The organism is Candidatus Eisenbacteria bacterium (assembly GCA_018831195.1).
Classification (GTDB): domain Bacteria; phylum Eisenbacteria; class RBG-16-71-46; order CAIMUX01; family JAHJDP01; genus JAHJDP01.
Genome location: JAHJDP010000093.1, coordinates 1 through 17,810, shown reverse-complemented (window position 1 = coordinate 17,810; position 17,810 = coordinate 1). Strand labels below are relative to the sequence as shown.

11 protein-coding genes and 1 tRNA gene are annotated in these 17,810 nt (G+C 51.2%); 2 read left to right on the top strand and 10 right to left on the bottom strand.

Translation table 11 applies throughout. The features are described from left to right. Positions 1-96: 96 nt before the first annotated feature. The 6 genes from KJ970_16315 to KJ970_16290 form a co-directional block, all read right to left on the bottom strand. A complete protein-coding gene (locus KJ970_16315; protein ID MBU2692485.1) occupies positions 97-369 on the bottom strand; it encodes an RNA-binding protein in 273 nt (90 codons plus the stop codon). A gap of 277 nt (positions 370-646) precedes the next feature. Beyond that, entirely contained in the window at positions 647-1,765 is a 1,119-nt protein-coding gene (locus tag KJ970_16310) for a class I SAM-dependent methyltransferase (GenBank protein MBU2692484.1), read from the bottom strand. Between the two features lie 119 nt (positions 1,766-1,884). Beyond that, on the bottom strand, positions 1,885-4,476 hold the full coding sequence (locus KJ970_16305) for a carbohydrate binding family 9 domain-containing protein (protein ID MBU2692483.1): 2,592 nt from the start codon (positions 4,474-4,476) through the stop codon (positions 1,885-1,887). A gap of 174 nt (positions 4,477-4,650) precedes the next feature. Then, positions 4,651-6,099, bottom strand: coding sequence for a glycosyltransferase family 39 protein (locus KJ970_16300; protein MBU2692482.1), 1,449 nt, complete (start codon positions 6,097-6,099; stop codon positions 4,651-4,653). Further along, positions 6,080-7,471 carry an FAD-dependent oxidoreductase gene (locus tag KJ970_16295; protein ID MBU2692481.1) on the bottom strand — a complete coding sequence of 464 codons (1,392 nt, stop codon included), beginning with the start codon at positions 7,469-7,471 and terminating at the stop codon, positions 6,080-6,082. Before KJ970_16295 ends, KJ970_16300 begins: the two co-directional genes overlap by 20 nt. Beyond that, positions 7,468-10,326: a CotH kinase family protein gene (locus tag KJ970_16290; protein ID MBU2692480.1), complete on the bottom strand. Its 2,859-nt coding sequence runs from the start codon at positions 10,324-10,326 to the stop codon at positions 7,468-7,470. Before KJ970_16290 ends, KJ970_16295 begins: the two co-directional genes overlap by 4 nt. A 246-nt stretch (positions 10,327-10,572) precedes the next feature. Here KJ970_16290 and KJ970_16285 point away from each other — a divergent pair, with 246 nt between their 5' ends. Next, positions 10,573-12,303, top strand: coding sequence for an endonuclease (locus KJ970_16285; GenBank protein ID MBU2692479.1), 1,731 nt, complete (start codon positions 10,573-10,575; stop codon positions 12,301-12,303). Positions 12,304-12,333: 30 nt separating this feature from the next. Here KJ970_16285 and KJ970_16280 read toward each other — a convergent pair. From KJ970_16280 to KJ970_16265, 4 genes are all read right to left on the bottom strand, one after another. Further along, positions 12,334-12,417, bottom strand: a tRNA-Leu gene (locus KJ970_16280). 141 nt (positions 12,418-12,558) lie between these two features. After that, positions 12,559-13,230, bottom strand: coding sequence for a hypothetical protein (locus KJ970_16275; protein MBU2692478.1), 672 nt, complete (start codon positions 13,228-13,230; stop codon positions 12,559-12,561). A gap of 138 nt (positions 13,231-13,368) precedes the next feature. After that, entirely contained in the window at positions 13,369-14,784 is a 1,416-nt protein-coding gene (locus KJ970_16270; GenBank protein ID MBU2692477.1) for a polysaccharide-degrading enzyme, read from the bottom strand. Further along, positions 14,744-15,082, bottom strand: a complete 339-nt coding sequence (locus KJ970_16265) for a hypothetical protein (GenBank protein MBU2692476.1) — start codon at positions 15,080-15,082, stop codon at positions 14,744-14,746. Before KJ970_16265 ends, KJ970_16270 begins: the two co-directional genes overlap by 41 nt. Positions 15,083-15,262: 180 nt before the next feature. Here KJ970_16265 and KJ970_16260 point away from each other — a divergent pair. Continuing rightward, the coding region (locus KJ970_16260; protein ID MBU2692475.1) for a hypothetical protein at positions 15,263-17,810 on the top strand (2,548 nt) is incomplete at its 3' end.

Genomic DNA, 17,810 nt, shown 5'->3' with positions numbered 1-17,810 from the left:
GAGTTGCATTCAAAACATTGTTGCGGCCAACAACGATGAATAATGCCTGCCGATGTTTCGAATGAGCTCATCCCCCGGCAGGCATTTTTTATTAGATTACCAGCGCTTCTTGGTCCGAGGCCGGTCCTCCCTCGGCTTGGCCTCATTAACCTTGAGGTTGCGCCCCCCCATTTCTTTGTCATTGAGCGCCGCAATGGCTTCTTCCGCTCCTTCGGACATTTCAACAAAGCCAAAACCCCGCGGACGGCCGGTTTCCCGGTCGGTTATGATTTTTACGGATTCAACATTACCGTACGGCGAAAAAAGCTCTTTCAGCTCTTCTTCCTTTATACTAAACGGCAGATTGCCGACATAGATCTTTTTGGACACGGTCCCTCTCTCCGCGTTTACTTCTCAGCAAACGCCTCTTATCAAGATAACAGTTGAAGGGAGAATGGTGTGAGTTGAATAGAGAAGAGGAAGCAGAGCACGGAGCAGATTTCAAGAGAATCACCCAATCACCCTTGTGGGTTTATCCCACCACGATAATCATACACCATGGGGATCCCCGGGCACAGGATTATTAGACCTCTGGAAAACGCTTGTTTATTGGATTCACCCTCCTCGATTATCGGAAGATTCTCGTAACTATCTATTTTAATTGCAGTTATAGAACCTTGGCGCTCAAAGGCCCCGATCGACGTCCTTTCCAGGAAGGTCCAAATGATGAAGGACCGCTACCCACCCCGCCCCGATTCTTCATTGCTGAATATTCGGCACTGGCAACAATTGTGTGGGATCGTCCAAAGAGCGCGAATATTCTGTCAATTGACCAGCTCATCGGCAAACCAATGAAAACTCCAAAGGCCTTAACAATCATTGACTTGGACCGGCCGACATAGCGCTCTTCAATCAAATGCTGTAGTTCCGATGTTGAGCAGAGGGTGTTGTGCTTGAAACGTACATTGGTAAAACCATGCTCTTGTAAAAGATTCGCAAGGGTGCGTGTCGAATAACTGAAGAGATGACGCGGAATATCCTCACAAGAGGAATGTGGAAAAAAAAGGCGGCGTTCGAGGGCCGCGGCATTGGGCACTGAGAACAGGATACCGCCCCCCGGCCGCAGCCACAGGGATATCCGCATCAGGAGCCTATTGGGATCGGGGATATGTTCAAAAGCATTCCAGAGAACCACAAGATCCTTTGACTGTGTCGGGATACGCTCATCGGCCTCTGCATCAAGCACACCCGGGACACCGACCTCCGATTGAATCCGTTCTATTACTTCAGGATTTATGTCCATCCCCAGGACGTCAAAACCCTGCGACTTCAGATAAGCCAGAAAGTCCCCTCCCCCCGGACCAATCGCCAGAATCGAAGATTGTGGTCCGACGAGCCGCCGCACCAGCTTAAGTTTCTCCCTCATCTTCCTGATCCTGCGGGGCGGCCTGATCCAGTGGACAATATCTAATACGCATGACTGATGCCGGGTTGCCGAGGGATCGGAGGGACGGTTGGAAATATACTCTTTCGGATAGAATTTCAGGAGAGCGGATTCAACAGGTCGCGGCGAGAGAAAGCGCAGTCCACATTCCTCACAGCCGACAAGTGAGAAGAAGTTCCGGGGTGTATGGCTGTATCGCATATCCTGCTCTGTGAAAAGGACCGTTCGGTTTGAGCTCCTACAGAGGGCGCAGGGAACCTCTTCTATTTCATTATTGTTCAGGTGATTCGTTTCATCTCCTGATTTCAGATTGAATCCGGCCGCTTTGGGTCTTTTGCTCACGACCCCTCCCGCCTTCATTCCAGAATTCCAATCCCGCCGGCCATCCGGTCAATAGACCCCTGTAGATCAGGAGTGAATACTGGCACCGGATAACGCTCCAGCGCAGTCCGAAGGCGGCGTCAGATGGAAAACCAATAACTTATCTTTGCCAGGAAACGGTTTTCGGCCTCATTGTCGAATATTGGCCGCGTGCTGAAATTATTCTCAAACTCGCCCGGATCACCATGGAAGGCACGAGCATCATAATCCTCACGGCTATGTGTCCAAACCAGGTAGAAACTCGAACCAGGCCTGTATTCCCACCGATAGACCAGATTGAGATTCACCGCGCCGTAGGCGAAATCATGTGCTGAAACGTCGTAGTCGTAGGCCTCCAAGTCATAACTATCAGGCTGGACCAACTCGCGGGCTTTTGAGTAGTTTCCCACAGTGAGGAAGGGTTGCAGATAAAGCTCCAGCGAAGCATCCCGGCTGAATAGGAAACGGCTGCGAAGAGTGAGATCCCAAGTTCTTTGCTCCAATTCGCCGAAGACATAACTGACGCCCCCGATGCCGCCGCCCGCATTCTCAAAGTTCCCAACCCACTGCGCATCGTTGAAAGCGCGTTCATATTCCAATGAGAGATTGTGGCGGATGCGGCTATTCTGAACCCAATAAACACTTCCATCTAATTCGAGACGCCGGCTCCCCTCAACATCGGCCCCTGTTTCAATTGACCCATCGAAGCCATACGTTTTCCGGCTATCGGACCAGAAGCCGATGGATGCATTATAATTGGCGGGCGCAGTCATGAGCGGGCCCCGCTGGGTGCGATCGGGGGTCCAACGGGTTGTATATATTTCGGTGCAGTCCGGGTGGTAATCCAAGTTGATCCATGCCCCCCAGAAATCGCGGGTCTCAAGCGATCCCTCAATATGCCAGAGGGTATTCAGGTTATGTCCCCTATCATAAGACCAGATCGTTTTCGATGGATCGGCGGGATCCGGAAAACGACGATCGGCATAGATCCAATTTTGATAGAATCGCGCATGAACGTTTCCATCTTTTAAGAAACGCTCTCCATCATCGGCATTGAACACCCGCGTCACCCATGCCTGAACAGCATAATGATTCGGATCACTGATATATCCCAAATCATTGATATCGAGTTTGTCGGATTGATGCCTGGTTGTCAGCGCCCAACGCCAATCACCTGATGTTTTTTCTACCTCAAAACGCGATCCGGTCCCATAGTCCGGATCCGGATTATCACTCGAATCTTCCGGATGACCCAATCGATCCACAATACTCCCGACGAAGGATCCAGTAATTTGGTACATTCGATCCCTGAAATTCAATTCAAAATCACCGCCGGTTGTATAACCATTGCGCGTGCTATATTCGTAACTGCCTTTATCTCGGATGACACCGGTCTGCATAATATTAATGCTGTGCATATCATTGTGGAATTGCTTGCCGAAACGCCCGATAGCATAGAAGGCTTTCTGATCGCCGTTCTTGAAGGTGTTGTGGGCCTGCCCATCCATCGTCTCATCGGTGGCGGCCACGAGAATCGCCGTAGAGATATCCCCGGCCGTTTTCCCGGTCATTTTACCCGCATACCGGATCCTTGAATTCTCGCTGCCGGTTCCAATCCGCCGCGAGTAAAAGACGGTAAAATCCGGATGCCAGAAGAATTGCGCTCCTTCAATAAAGAAGGGGCGTTTCTCAGAATAGTAGGTCTCGTAGGGTGACAGGTTTAGAACAGAGGGATCGGCTTCCACCTGGCCAAAATCGGGCTGGAAGGTCGCATTGAGTGTCAAATCTGAGGTGACACCATATTTGACATCCGTCCCGAAATTGCTGAAATGATGCCAATCTTCATTATAGAAGCCGTGGGCGCTGACATCGGATGGGTCGGTGGTGCTGCTGGCAACGTAGGGAGTGATTTCCAATTGTCGCGGAGAACGAATCCCTTTGATACCGGTTATGGTACCCGACCGGCTCATAAAGCCGTTTTGATCCCGATCCCAATTTGACCAGGCGGTGCGTTGCGCTTGGCTATGAATATATTGAAAGACATTGAAACCCCATGTCATCGATTCCGCAGCACGGTATCGAATGGAAGAAAATGGGATGCGCAACTCGGCGTACCAACCCTCTTCATCGATGGAGGTGTCAGCATCCCATACGGCATCCCATGAGATATCGTGGTAGAGATCACCGTAGTTGTAATAATCCTCTTTCACGCCATGTGGATTGATCCGAAAATGATAGCCGGTCACCATATCGTGATAGGGACTGATATAAATGCGGATCCGATCAGAGGAAGCAATTTGATCGCGCCGTGAGAGACAACTGATAATGGGCTCCCCCTTAAGCCGGTAACAAGCGACGCCGAAATAAATCGCGTCTTCATCATAGATCACTTTGAAAACAGTTTCTTCGCACGGTTCGCCCCGGCGTTCGGGCTCAAACTGTGTGAATCCGGTCGCCGCTGGGGCATTCATCCAATCGACTTCATCCAAATGACCATCGATCTGAATCGAACCATGAGAGATTTTATGAGCCGTGAGTGAAGGCGGCTCATTCATCCGGCCATTGGCCGCTTCTGGATATCCGGGGCCTGTCCTCTGCGGATCGAACCCATCCAAGGCAAGGCCGGGCGAAATGGAAAAGGCGATCAGTATCAATCCGAGGACTGACAGGGCGATGATTGGGCTGCTTTTCACGGGTTTCTCCATCGGTAGGTGGTCCTGCGAATGCCATGGCGGCTTCAAATTCTTTGAAACCATGAGATATACGGCCTACCGTATAAGACGTCATTGAAACCCAAAGGGTTCAAATTAATTAGGCTGTTTGCTTGGATTATTTTTACTAAACTCGTGAATCAGCCTCACTCATATTCAAAAAGCGGCATTCCCATCCCTTCGAATGTATATATTCTTGAATTCCGTCTGCGTATAGTACGACATCAAATCACATTCATTTATATTCAGGTTGAACCGAGATATTATTTTCGGTTTCTTTGATAGTATCAAAGCGCATATATTGTAGTCTTGATAACGCCCGTTCGTAATCTTATTGAAGTTATCCAAGCCTTTGTTCTTACTGACCGAATACCAGAAATAATGAAGGTCCCGCCGGTAAAGATTAAACTGTATATCACCGTCATAGACACAATCATTCGAGGCTGAGTTCTCCAGCACATATTGAATGGCTGCCAATTGTTTGCCGTTGGTTCTTTGCTTTACAAACGTCAAATAGATTAATGGCATTGCGATAAGACACATCAGGATGACCGCCCGCAAGATCTTCGGCGATCGCATCCGATCCGTCAATTCGGTCAGCACATAACCGCCCGAGATCGAAAGCAGAGGAAGCGCCCCCATGAAATATTGCCGGTGAGGTTGTTTCGCAATGAAGGCGGTCAGAACTAGCACGATTCCAGCAAACGAGACAACCTTCAGATTGAAAGGCAGGCGGGGCCGGATCAGAAGGATCAGCGCTCCTCCGCCGCCGAGAATCCAAAACATTGTGTTTTGGTAAAATGATCTTGTTAAATTTGCGTGACCGGCAAAAGGCTGTGGCTGGCTCAAATTCAGTTTTACCGTCGTAAGATAATAGTCACCAAGACTTCCTGTAACAACCAAATAGATCAAAAGTAATAGCTGAAGAGAAAGAAATCCCCCCGCAAAGATGAGGATTTCACTGAGGGATATCCGACGGCGTATGAATTTGTAAATAAGGGCCATGGCCATGACCAGCAACAGGAAGAGATGTTTTTGAAGAAACAAAAATGAAATTGAACCGGCGAAGGCTGACAGCAATAACGTTTTTCTATCGGAATTCTCAAAATGAGCCAGCAAATAATATAGAGAAATGAGACCGAATAAGACCTGAGGGACATCCGGTCTTATTTCAACAGCCTTCTCAACAAACATCACCATGGTTAACAGCAACAAAACCGCCCACAATCCTGATTCTCTACTTCTGCCGAACGCCGTTGCCAATTTGTAAGTCATGTAGGCAATACCCATGAGCTGGGCAAGCATAAAAAATCTGATAATAACCGGTGTTTGCACGGTCTCACCGAAGAGGACCAGGAAAGGGATCATTACGATCCAAAGAAGCGGATTATGATGCTGAAAGAAATCCGAATACGGCACGGCGCCATGTGAGATGTACCAGGCCGAATGGATATGCTCAAATTCATCATGATCGAACTGCTTTTCAAAGCTTATAGAAAGAATCAGGAGAAGAACCAGAGCAATAAGGAGCATGAGAAGGGCGTCATAGCCAAAGCAAGCGAATAACCGGGAGGTCCTTCCACTTTCAGCTGTGGATCTGTTCACCCGACAAAACCTCCGGTTCACAAATCTGTCCCGAGACTCCAGAATGACAGGATGAAACAACCTCAAAGCCATACCGCATCATATCGTGGATCCAGGAATAGACGAATTTCGCATTCCGTCCCTCCGATTTAAGATTCGAAAAGCGAGAAAGATAGGCGTTAAGTCTTGAGACCTTCTCTTCGTATCCCCTCTCGAGGATCGGATAGGCGTTTGAAAATCTTCTGATGGTCGCATCCATGATTTCACCCTCATGAATCCACCCCATCCGTATTAAATGGATTCTCACGCGATCGATCAATTCATCTCGATCGGCCTCCCATACAGCATCTCCCTGCTGGCAGGGAATCTCGGCGACCAATGAGGTAAATCCCACCGGAGATAGAGAATGATCCCGGTTGCGCGGCTCATAGATTCTCGTGAAGGGGAAGTTGGAATCCGGAAAATAGACCGTGGCGTTGTTTGTAACGCTTTCCTTTGTCAAAAGATGAGTGACGAGGACCATGCTTCGGAACCGCAGGGACCGTGCGGCTTCAAGCAGCGGCTCCGGCGGCGATGGATCCAGACTCTGAATGAATGAGGGGAGGGGCAGGGTGGACACCACTTCACTCCTGTCGAGCCCCACAATCTCAGCATGATTTAGCTCCATGGCCTGTAGCCGGGTTTCGGTATGGAATACTTTGGTCACACGCGCGCCGCATCGAATGTTCCGTGAATCACACACTCCGGCCATCCGGTCAGGAATACACTGGATACCTCCCAGGGGGTAGTAGAAGGAGGCGCGTTCCATATGCCGTGTGGCCGCCGACCGGCCCATGAATGACTCGACAAGAAAAGTGCGAAGATCAAGGCCTTTGAGACGTTTCCCGGCGATATCAATTGATAGATTCTCGCATGATGAACCCCAAAGCTTCTCCGAGTAGTTCAGCAAAAATCTCTTAGCAATATCTTTGCCATAGGTCTGAACGGCGAATGATTCAAAATGTTGGTGTTTATGGGACTGTTTCAATCTGGATCTGAGCACATCCAGAGCCCCCCCCAGAAAAGACACCGGTCCCAGGCGAAACATCAAATTCAGTGGCGACAGAGGGAAGTTGATGAAGCGTCCATTGTGATAAATCTGACTAGGCGCGTGAATTTCCGTAAGGTCATCGCCAAGCAGCAGCTTCAACTCACGCGTCATCAGCGGATCTTTATCGTGAAAGCGATGCGCCCCGGAATCAAATCGGAAATCACCATGTTGGAATGTTTTTGTATTTCCACCGACCTGTTCGTCGGCCTCGTAGATAGTAAAGGGGATTCCGTATTTTTGGGCAAAATATCCGGTGGAGAGCCCCGCCATGCCCCCGCCGAGGATTTTTAGTGGAGAACTCATTCGGCCGACTCCCCCATCTCCGTCCTTAGCCGAACTGTTTCCATTTCCAGATGCTTTTCGAGATAGGTTCGACGATCCATAATATACTGCCTCAAGGCTTGAAATTGATTTTTAATGACTTTGAGATCATAGTCTGGATCGCGGCCGCTTTTCAAACTGTATTCTAGAGCTTCTTCATTCATAAGGGCTTCACGGGATGCCAGGAGAGGCTGCAGTGTGCCCTCCGAAAATTCACTTTTTAGCATGTCCCTCAAATATTCGATAACTAATTTTCTAAATTCATCATTGGCCAGAAGCGGACCGGAAATATCACCAGGCGGCCGCCACCATGCGGGGACGCCCGGTCCCCGGAATACTTTTTCTCCCCAATATGGAAGTGCTGCAAACCCGGGCGGCAAATCTCCTTTTCCCCCGAAACTCATCGGCATATCGGCAAACCTTCCGGCGACATTTCGCAATCCAAAAATACCCCAGGTCCGATCAGGATCCCAGGGAATCAAATGCCAGCGTCCCTCCTCTCCCGGTTCGTTATACATAAAGTAATTATTGAAGTAACCATCCCAATGTGACAAACAGAAATTAACGGCATAATATCTTGCGATCTCATCTGGATCGAATTCATCGCTCATCATCTTCCAAAGAGTTTTTGCATCGGAGATTTCGAGCCTTTGCACAAGATTGAGAATGTCATCTTGGTTTTCATGGAGATTCGTCTTCTTCTCATACCGATGCCCGACATCATAAGGATTCCATGTGCTTTTGTATAAATTTCCTCCCCTTCGCCACCCGTTTCTAATAAGAAACCCCGTATTGGGCTGTTCGACGAGGTAACCATATCCAATATTTTCTGAATCCACCGTCGAACGGATATTGAGGGACAATGGAGCAGGAATATTTGCCCGGCGATATAGCTCGAAGCTTATAGGTTCAAAGATGGCTCCTCCTGGATTTGCATCTATGATCAAATTCGCGGTTGTGATGTAGCCTTCATCTTCACTAAAATTATTCATCCTTATTTTTAAAGGCTTATCGCGATGGAATTTAATTTTATATCCGCCGCCCCGGGGAATGGCGTCGATATAATCATATACGGCCGCCGCCATTTCGCCTCGCTCAATAAAGATAAAGGCGCAATCCCCGCGTGCCCGGGAATCTTGTCGGGCTGGAATAGAAGTTCCGTCATATTGCGCATGATCGGCAAGCCATTTCATGGACCCCTTCGCCTGCTCCTCAGTTAAAGCGGCGTTCACGGATCTCATGACGGATCGCTCTAAATCCAAACCCCTTTCAGCGGCTCTCCACCAATCTTCGCAAATATTCTCTTTGGTCCGCAATTCCCGAAAGATTTCAGAGCGAGACATTTCCGCTTTCTTAAAAAGAGCTTTCATCTCATCAATCTGCGATTGTTCTTTACGGCAAATAACCGTGAAATAGAACCACATGGCCTCCAAATCGAGCAGGCTCCGCTTGTCTTTGATATATCTCGGCTCTCTCCGATTCACCGTTTCTCTTGTTCTGGACTCAAGATATGCTTGTTCAAGTCGACGACAAAGATCAACGGAAAGGCTGCTTTCCATATTCATTTTAAATTCTGATTTGATGTCGTTTATTGAGTCAGCAAACGACTTCAAAGCAACCTCTGGATAACGGGCCTGTATGATTTGATCCAGAGCCTTCTCACGCCGGGCGAACATCTCCGCAAAGAGATTCATGGCCTTGTCGTATATATCCGGAGAGAGATCTTCAGTGAAGCAAAGGAGCATCCAGGTGCCTTCCAGATCCACACCATCGCTCGAACAGACTCCAAGGGCATGCCGATAAGCTTGTTCCCGGCTCCAAATCCGAGTCTTTCTCTTTTCTTGTCCTCTTCTGAAATCGACGTCATCCAGATGCATCAAAAAACCGCGGGGAATATCCGTTCTCACCGTATCACCAACCACATAGCAGGAAAGGTATGGGCGAAGATCCGTAGGATCGGGTTCGATGCGCATCTCATCCTTGCTGACAACGGCGCGGACTCGAAAACGGATGAGAGTCTCCTTTCCTTGTCCGGGAATATCGCCTTGATGGACCGATTCCACATCGCCGGCTGAGGCGCTTCTCATTGAAATCGCCATCTCCTCGCCTATTGATCCCGGAGTGCAAATCCGATAGAGAAGCTCCACACTCTGCAGTTTTTCTCTGAAGGAAACATTCGCCTCAACGTGGATCGATTCTCCGATTTTGGGACTCTCCGGAGTCCATTTAATGTCTGAGATAATCGGAGGAAGAAACCGGGTTGAATTTTTACTCGGCAACCCAGGTGTACCGGAGGGCTTGATCACATCCCATGATGTCTCCGAAGAACGCCAGTTGTACGGCGAGCATGCCGGATCCTTCACGGAAATACGTTCCAGCGAAGATCCGTATCCATCGGGCGCCATCGGCCAGGGAGATTGATCTGAATAGAAAACACTATCAACCGGTGCGCCATCCGGCGTTGACAGAATAATCATTTCTCCGCTGTTGTTTAATCGACCCTTGAATCCGCCGATGAAGGACGCCTCACATTCATAAACCCGGCGAAACGTCTCTACATCCCGGCAAATCACAAGAAATCCATGCCCTGGAATGACGGTGCCCTCCGGGAACTGATATTGTATCCCCCCCTGGATTTGCCAGCGGGATAGATCGCGGCGGTCTGATGCGAGGTTCTGTATCTCGATATACTCGAGTTTTTCTCCATCATCAGGCGGATGATACATGATCTCAGTGAAAACCATTCCCGGATCATCAGCGCCCCAGGAAGGCGTCAGCAGGAGAGCCATCCACAACATCATGAAAAGAATGTGGCTTTTCCCGCTCTTGGGTTTCATTGGCTATCTTCCAGGGCCCCAGGGTGTTTCATCCGCCTTCATGAGCTTGTTTTCAACAGGTTCAGAATACCCTGCCATGGTTGCCGGATCACCCTCCTTGTGATATAATTTAATTGTAAAGAACGCAAGAGGATATGGGATTCCCGATCCCCCAAATGCGCCCGTAATGCGTTCTGTCCCAATGTCGTGGAATCCATGAATTCCGCGACATTGGCCATGCTCGTTTTCATTTGAGGGGGTTGTCCGTTGAGAAAAGTCATCGCGAGACGTTGTGTCCTGGCGGTCCTGCTGCTGATATCTCTTTCCGCCGGATCGGTAATGGGCGGATCGGGTCGCGAACCCGGGGCTTTGCTTTCCGACGCAAATCCCGATTTTGGTATCATTTTAACGGGCAGCGCCTCTTCAATCCCCATCACGCTCAGCAACATGCTCTCGGTGCCGATTCTCGCCACCGGAATCTTCGAAGAGGATGCCTTCTATACCGACCTCCAGGGGTCATTGATTCCCGCCAATGGCGAGCTGGTTTTTAATATTTACTGTGACCCCCTGCACAATATTGATTACGAAGACTTTCTGCGCGTCGAATTAAGTGACGGATTAGATCCACTGATCGCCCATGTGACGGCTGAAGCCCACTATCCAGATTCATACTACGATGGAACGCAAAATCTCTGGTGCGAGGATTTGAAACTCGCCTTGCGTGACATTATTGATAACCATACCTCGCTCGGCTATACGGCGGCACGGGATCATATGTACGGCCACATTGACAATGACGACACATGTAGTGAGTGCCCCACCTTGGGTTGTGTGGAATGCGTCTATACCGGCAGGATCGCCTGCTTCAATACGCGAACGGGAGCCAACGAGAACAGCTTCAATTGTGAACATACTTGGCCGCAAAGTTTCTTTTGTGAAAACGAGCCGATGAGGTCCGATATTTTCCATCTTTATCCGACGGATGTCACGGCGAACAGTATCCGGGACAATTATGATTTCGGCATCGTTGTGACTCCGACTTGGAGTGTCGGTGGATCGAAGCGGGGCACCGATTCTGAAGGGCAAGTCGTATTCGAACCGCGGGATAGTCATAAGGGGAATGTCGCGCGGACGCATTTCTATTACACAACACGCTATACGCCGGCCCAGATTGAAGCCTGCGATTCTTATGAGGATCCGGAGAAACTCGAGGAGATTCTCCGCATCTGGCACCTGTCCGATCCGGTGGACAGCCGCGAGTTGCAGAGGAATGAGGATATCTATGACCTGCAGCACAATCGCAATCCGTATATTGATCATCCCGAATTGGTCGATCGAATCTGCGCCTTTTGGGGATCGGGAACGATGGCATTAAATCCGGAAATCGCCGTGGCGCCCTCGGCGATTGATATGGGAACGATTGCACTCGACACGGAGACTCAGTTTTCGTTTGCCGTTATCAACACCGGTAACAATGCGTTGGTGGTCACAGCCATGACATCAACAAACAGTGACTTTGGTTTGGATACAACCGAATTGAATTTGGCTCCTGAATCTTATGATATTGTCTCCATCACATACACATCGGGCGGTGTTGCGACAACGGATTACTCAACACTTCAAATTACCAATAATGATTCGGATGAAGGTTATCTTGAAATTCCTGTAGTCATCCATGTTTCCGGCTCTTCAGGGGTTGAAGACGGCGAGTTTTCGCCCGTTCTGTTCCATCTCCACCAGAACCACCCCAACCCCTTCGCGGCCCAGACATTTATCAAATATGATCTACCCGCCATTTCGCAGGTACGACTGGGAATCTATAACATCCGGGGGCAGAAAGTCGCCACTTTGACCGATGAGCGACAGGGGCCGGGATCTCGCACGGTGCGCTGGAATGCCACGGATGATTATGGACATCCTGTCACCAGCGGTATTTATTTTATCAATCTCGAAGCCGGCGACTTCACGTCAACAAACAAAATGCTGCTCATCCGTTGATAGGAAACGATCAGCAACGATGGATCCATGTGCCGAGGGGGGGACTCGAACCCCCACTGAGGATTACTCAAGCGGATTTTAAGTCCGCCGCGTCTGCCATTCCGCCACCCCGGCTTTATGAGGGCAATCCTGATTCTAGGAATAAAGTCCGGTATTGGCAAGAATTTGCCGGGTAAAAAGAAACGCCCCCCAGTCGATCTTGGCCGGAAGGCGCACCTTCTTGGGGATCGGAGGGAAGGCCGATCCCCTTTTCACTTACCGAATGAGGGCCATCGGTGCTATGGAGCGTCCTTTGGAGGTTTTACCACTGATGTAATAGATCCCGCTGGGAACCTTCCGTCCCTGGGCCGAACGTCCATCCCATGGAATGTTGTAAGAGCCGGGTTGCATTGTCTCATCGGCAAGCAAAACGATTTGGCGTCCGGTTGCGTCAAAGACCCGCAGTTGGACATGATCGGCCTGAGCCAGGATAAATCGCACGACCGTGTCCGGATTGAAGGGATTGGGTGAGGCATGAAGCTCTGAAAGACCGGCAAAATTCCCGGGACCTCCATGTCCCGAAACTCCCGCCACATCCTGGACCGTCACAGACCCCCTCATCCCGCCGAGGCAATGGGGCATGCAAAAGTAGGTCGAGGCCGTCCCTCCCATTCCGGTGAAATCAAACTCAAAGAATGTATTCGATACAGAAAGGGGTGCATTCCAGAGTCCATCCGGTGTACAGCTTGTTGGATCTCCGGATGTCGTTGTGTGGGTTCCACTTACCCAACTCCATCTGACCGTGTCGCCATCGGCGATCGTAAGGTCAGCCGGGCTGAATGCGAAGTTCGCGACCTGGACCTCATGTACGATGGCCATGGCTACGGCCACGGGAAGCGATACAAGGAACAGGACCAGAACCAGGATAATGCTTTGGTATTTCGACATATAGAACCTCCTGGACAGTGCCATCAGTCAAGTTATGTTGAGATAATGAATATAATATACTTATTTGTCAAGTAATACTTACTGATACTTTCCATATTTGTATTTATTTAGGCGATATCCAGGTCCTGCCGTTCCTGCTTAGCGGTCGGGGATATAGATCACCTTCCGACCGGCACGCGGCGAGGAACCCCGAATCCCAAGGTAGTAGATCCCGGCCCGCAGATCCGCTGGAGGGTTCCAATCCCAATTCATGGATTCCGCGTTCCCCTCTCCCGCGCCCGCATGATATCCGCCGGATTCCCATACGATCCGCCCATCCACACCGACCATCACGAGGGGTGACGTCGCCGATCCCTCGATCGTCAGCCGGTTGCTGAAGGGGTTTGGATAGGCCTTGATGGGATCCAGCCCCATGAGCCCTCCGGTGCCATCCACACTGCTATCGGAAGCAAACTCATAGGCGCCGATATCGAGAATCGAATCATCATGCCGCGGCCGGGACAGAGCGTGTTTCACATACTCCATCACGGGCCTGTGATCCGTCTCGATCTCTGCCGCGAGATCAACCCCGGCGTCGATGGCATCAGATCCATCCCGCAGCTCGAAGGACTGCTCGGCGAAGTCAATGAATCCGGGATCCTGGCCTTCGACATTCCCATAATCCACAACTTCTCCAGGCGTCGAACCGTGGCAAAGGACCCATCCCGGTTTGATCCAATTGCCCCGCAGTTCCAGCAACCCGCCGCTTTCGGCCAGCATAGCCAGATAATAACCGGCGGCTTCGACATAGATGATGTTGTTGCGGGCATCACATCTTTCATCGTTTGTCGAAAGGCGAGCGAGCGTCGTATTTCCGCTGCGCGTTGATACAATTGTATTATTGTGCAGGTACAGTGTCCCTTTACGGTAGCGTTCGGTGGCGCCCGAATCACCGCCATAATGCAGGATCTGGCTGTTGCCCGCGCCATCCGGCTCGATCAGGATATTCCCATAGACATAGGTTTGGCGGTAACTCGGATCGTCATAAAAAGAGGCGTAATCGCTGTCAACCAAATCGAGCTGGCGGTTTCCGCTCTCTATCCAGTTGTAGCGAATGACGCAGCCCGCCGATCTGTCTTTTAAATTATTCCCGAGGCAATTTGTTCGCAGCGGCCCGAAATGATTGAATTGAAAGAGAACCCCAAAAGCCTCGGTGTAATTGTTGTGCTCATATATTGAGCCCTCAATCCCGTTGCCATAGACCGTATTACCCTCGACAACGAGGTCCGTCATGAGATGTCCACAGAAAAGGCCGTTGCCGCAGTCCCATAATGTACAATTGCGGATCTGGACGTGCTCACCCTTTTCAATATAAATCGCCGCACAGTTATTCACATAGCTCGTGAGCCCGTAGCGGCCGGAGAAGGAGAACGGCGGCCGGCCGCTACGGATTTCCAGATTTTCGATAATGATATAGGCGGGTGTTGTATCGGGTGGCTGATTCGCGCCGCCGATCTTGAGAACGCCGCGTTCCTCATTCCAGAAGTTCAGTTCCGATCTTGTGGTGGCGTCCATGCCATTGATCACGGGCAAATCGCCGCCCGGGGAAGGGATGCCTTGAACCACAATAGGAGCTTCTGAAGTCCCTTGGCGGCAGATCACCCCACTTTTCGTGGTAATGCGTTTCGCGATAATGGATCCGGACGCTGTCTCCAGGATCCAGGGTTTCCCACGCGACATCCCCGATATTTTCATACGCGAAACCAGGTCCGACGTCATAGCTCTCAGCCCGGGCCGCAGAGAAATGGAGGCCGCAAATTGCAAGAACCAGCATAAGAAATCCGCAGAATTCCGAATGGATTCGCACACGCATCGATCTTCCTCCATGGCTCCCGGATCAGGTTATCGGCAGCTTCAAGGAATTTTGAAGAGCCCAAACCTCTAGCATTTATCCGGTGGAAATCATAATATTGGAGTGCTGTTTAATTTCGCGGTCGAGTCCAAAGACGAACTGATATCCTCATTGGGGAGAGATGGAGGGGATCTCGCGTTGATGCCTCATTGCGTCCGGTCCAAGACATTCATTTCGAGCGCCATTGCCCTTCTCCTTCTCTTGATCGCCGCCGGCGCATTCACCCAGTCTCCCGGCCCCCTCTCTTCAACCCACGAATTCCTGGATGATTCGGGAAGCTGTGATATTTGCCACGGCAATAATCCCAGTGATGATGAGGCTTCGCAGGATGAATCCTGTTTAACATGCCACGATGGCATCGCCTGGCTCATCGCCCAACAACGGGGATTTCACGCCGAATACTCCGAAGGGTGTGGTGGGTGCCATGTCGAGCATGAAGGCCCAGATGCTCGCTTGATCGATCCCGATCTTGTCGACCCAAAGGGCTTTGATCACAACGATACAGGATGGCCGCTCGGCGAAACGCATGCCGATCTGTCGTGTTCCGATTGCCATCAAGATCAGCACCAAGTCTCTCCCGTTTTGAATATGGAACCGGGATCATCACCCGATGGCTCTTTCCTCGGACTCGAAAATCGTTGCACGGCCTGTCATGCCGAAGATGAGATTTCTCCTGGCTTGATCTCCGCCACCCATGCCCATCTTGATTGCAGGAACTGCCATAGCGAAGGCGCTTCCATCGAACAGGCCTGCCTCGCTTGTCATCAGGGCATAGACCATCTGATCAAGGCGGAACGGGGATTCCACGCCGAATACTCCGAAGGGTGTGCGGCCTGCCATACCGAGCATGAGGGCCGTGATGCGCTCCTTATTGATCCTGATTTTGTTGACCCTGGCGCCTTTGATCATTCCGACACCGGGTGGGAATTTCAAGGCAGGCATTCTGAGCTGGAATGCACGGCATGCCATCGGGATAATTTCAGGCGTTCACCCGTGATGAAGCTCCGGCCGACGGTTGAGGCGGGTGAAACATTCCTCGGTTTGGAGACCACCTGCGTTAATTGTCATATCAATCCTCACGGTGATCGGTTTAATACGCCGTTGGATAAGAAGGATTGTACAATCTGCCACAGCTTCACAGCTTTCCGGCCGGCCCGGATTGATGCCATGCTGCATGCGACCTTCCCTTTCCCGCTTGTTGGCGCCCACCAGGCCTTGCCATGCTTTGACTGCCATACCGAACTGCGGCTGCCCCGGCTGGCCACGACCCTCCATAATGAGAGTGACCCGCCCCCGTCGCTTCTTTTTGCCAAAACGCATGCAAGCTGTTCAGACTGCCATGAGGATCAACATGGCGGGCGTTTCTCATCCGATTGCTCTCAATGTCACGGCGCCGATCGTTTTCATCCCGTTGCCCGGTTCGATCATGCCGAGGCCACTGGTTTTGCTCTTGAGGGAGCCCATGCAGACCTGGAGTGCGCCACCTGCCATTCATCGAAGGATCTTTTCCAGGGCGACCTGGCCTGCGTCAGCTGTCATCAGGATGTTCATCGAGGCGAATTCGGTACCGCTTGCGCCCTATGCCACTCGTCACGGGGATTCCAGGATCCGTCCACCTTCGCGCGCGCTCATCGCGAGACGCGTTTTCCTCTGACCGGAGCTCATACAACCGTAGCCTGTGACGCCTGTCACGGCAGCCCCGGCGGCGAAGAACTCAATTATGTGCTGACACCTGTCGACTGTGAGGCCTGCCATCTTGCTGAGTACGACGCCACAGGCGATCCGGATCACGGCAAGGCCGGATTTCCTCACGATTGCTCGGAATGTCATACTCCATCGGAGTGGGCGAGCGCCGTATTTGATCACTCCTTCTTTGATCTATCAGGGGGACATGCCGCCCCCACCTGCGCTCAGTGTCATTCCGCTGGAATTTATGAGGGTATGCCGGATGAATGCTATGCCTGCCATCAGGCCGACTACGAAGGAACATCCGACCCCGATCACGCGGCCGCCGGATTTCCCACCCATTGTACAATTTGTCACGACCCGACCCGATGGGACAACGGCGCCTTCGACCATTCCTTTTTCGATCTCTCCGGCGGCCATGCCGCGGCGTCCTGCGCTCAGTGTCATGGGGGCGGCCTCTACGAGGGAACGCCCACTGAATGTTATACCTGCCATGAGGCCGACTACGAAGAAACATCCGATCCCGATCATGCGGCGGCCGGATTCTCAACCGACTGCACCCACTGTCATGATCTCAGCAGATGGGACAACGGCGCCTTCGATCATTCCTTCTTCGATCTCTCCGGCGGCCATGCCTCCCCGACCTGCGCCGAGTGCCATCTGAATGGCGTTTATGAAGGGATATCGAACACCTGCATTGCCTGCCATCATACGGATTATGAAAATACGGAAGAACCGGATCACGCTGAGGCAGGCTTCCCTACTGATTGTCGCATCTGCCATGACCCCACAAACTGGGAAAACGGAGAATTCAATCACGCCTTCTTTGATCTCTCCGGCGGACATGCCGCGGCGTCCTGCGCTCAGTGCCATGGGGGCGGCGTCTACGCGGGAACGCCCACTGAATGTTATACCTGCCATGAAACCGACTATGCGGAAGCATCCGACCCCGATCATACGGCGGCCGGATTCTCGACCGACTGCACCCACTGTCATGATCTCA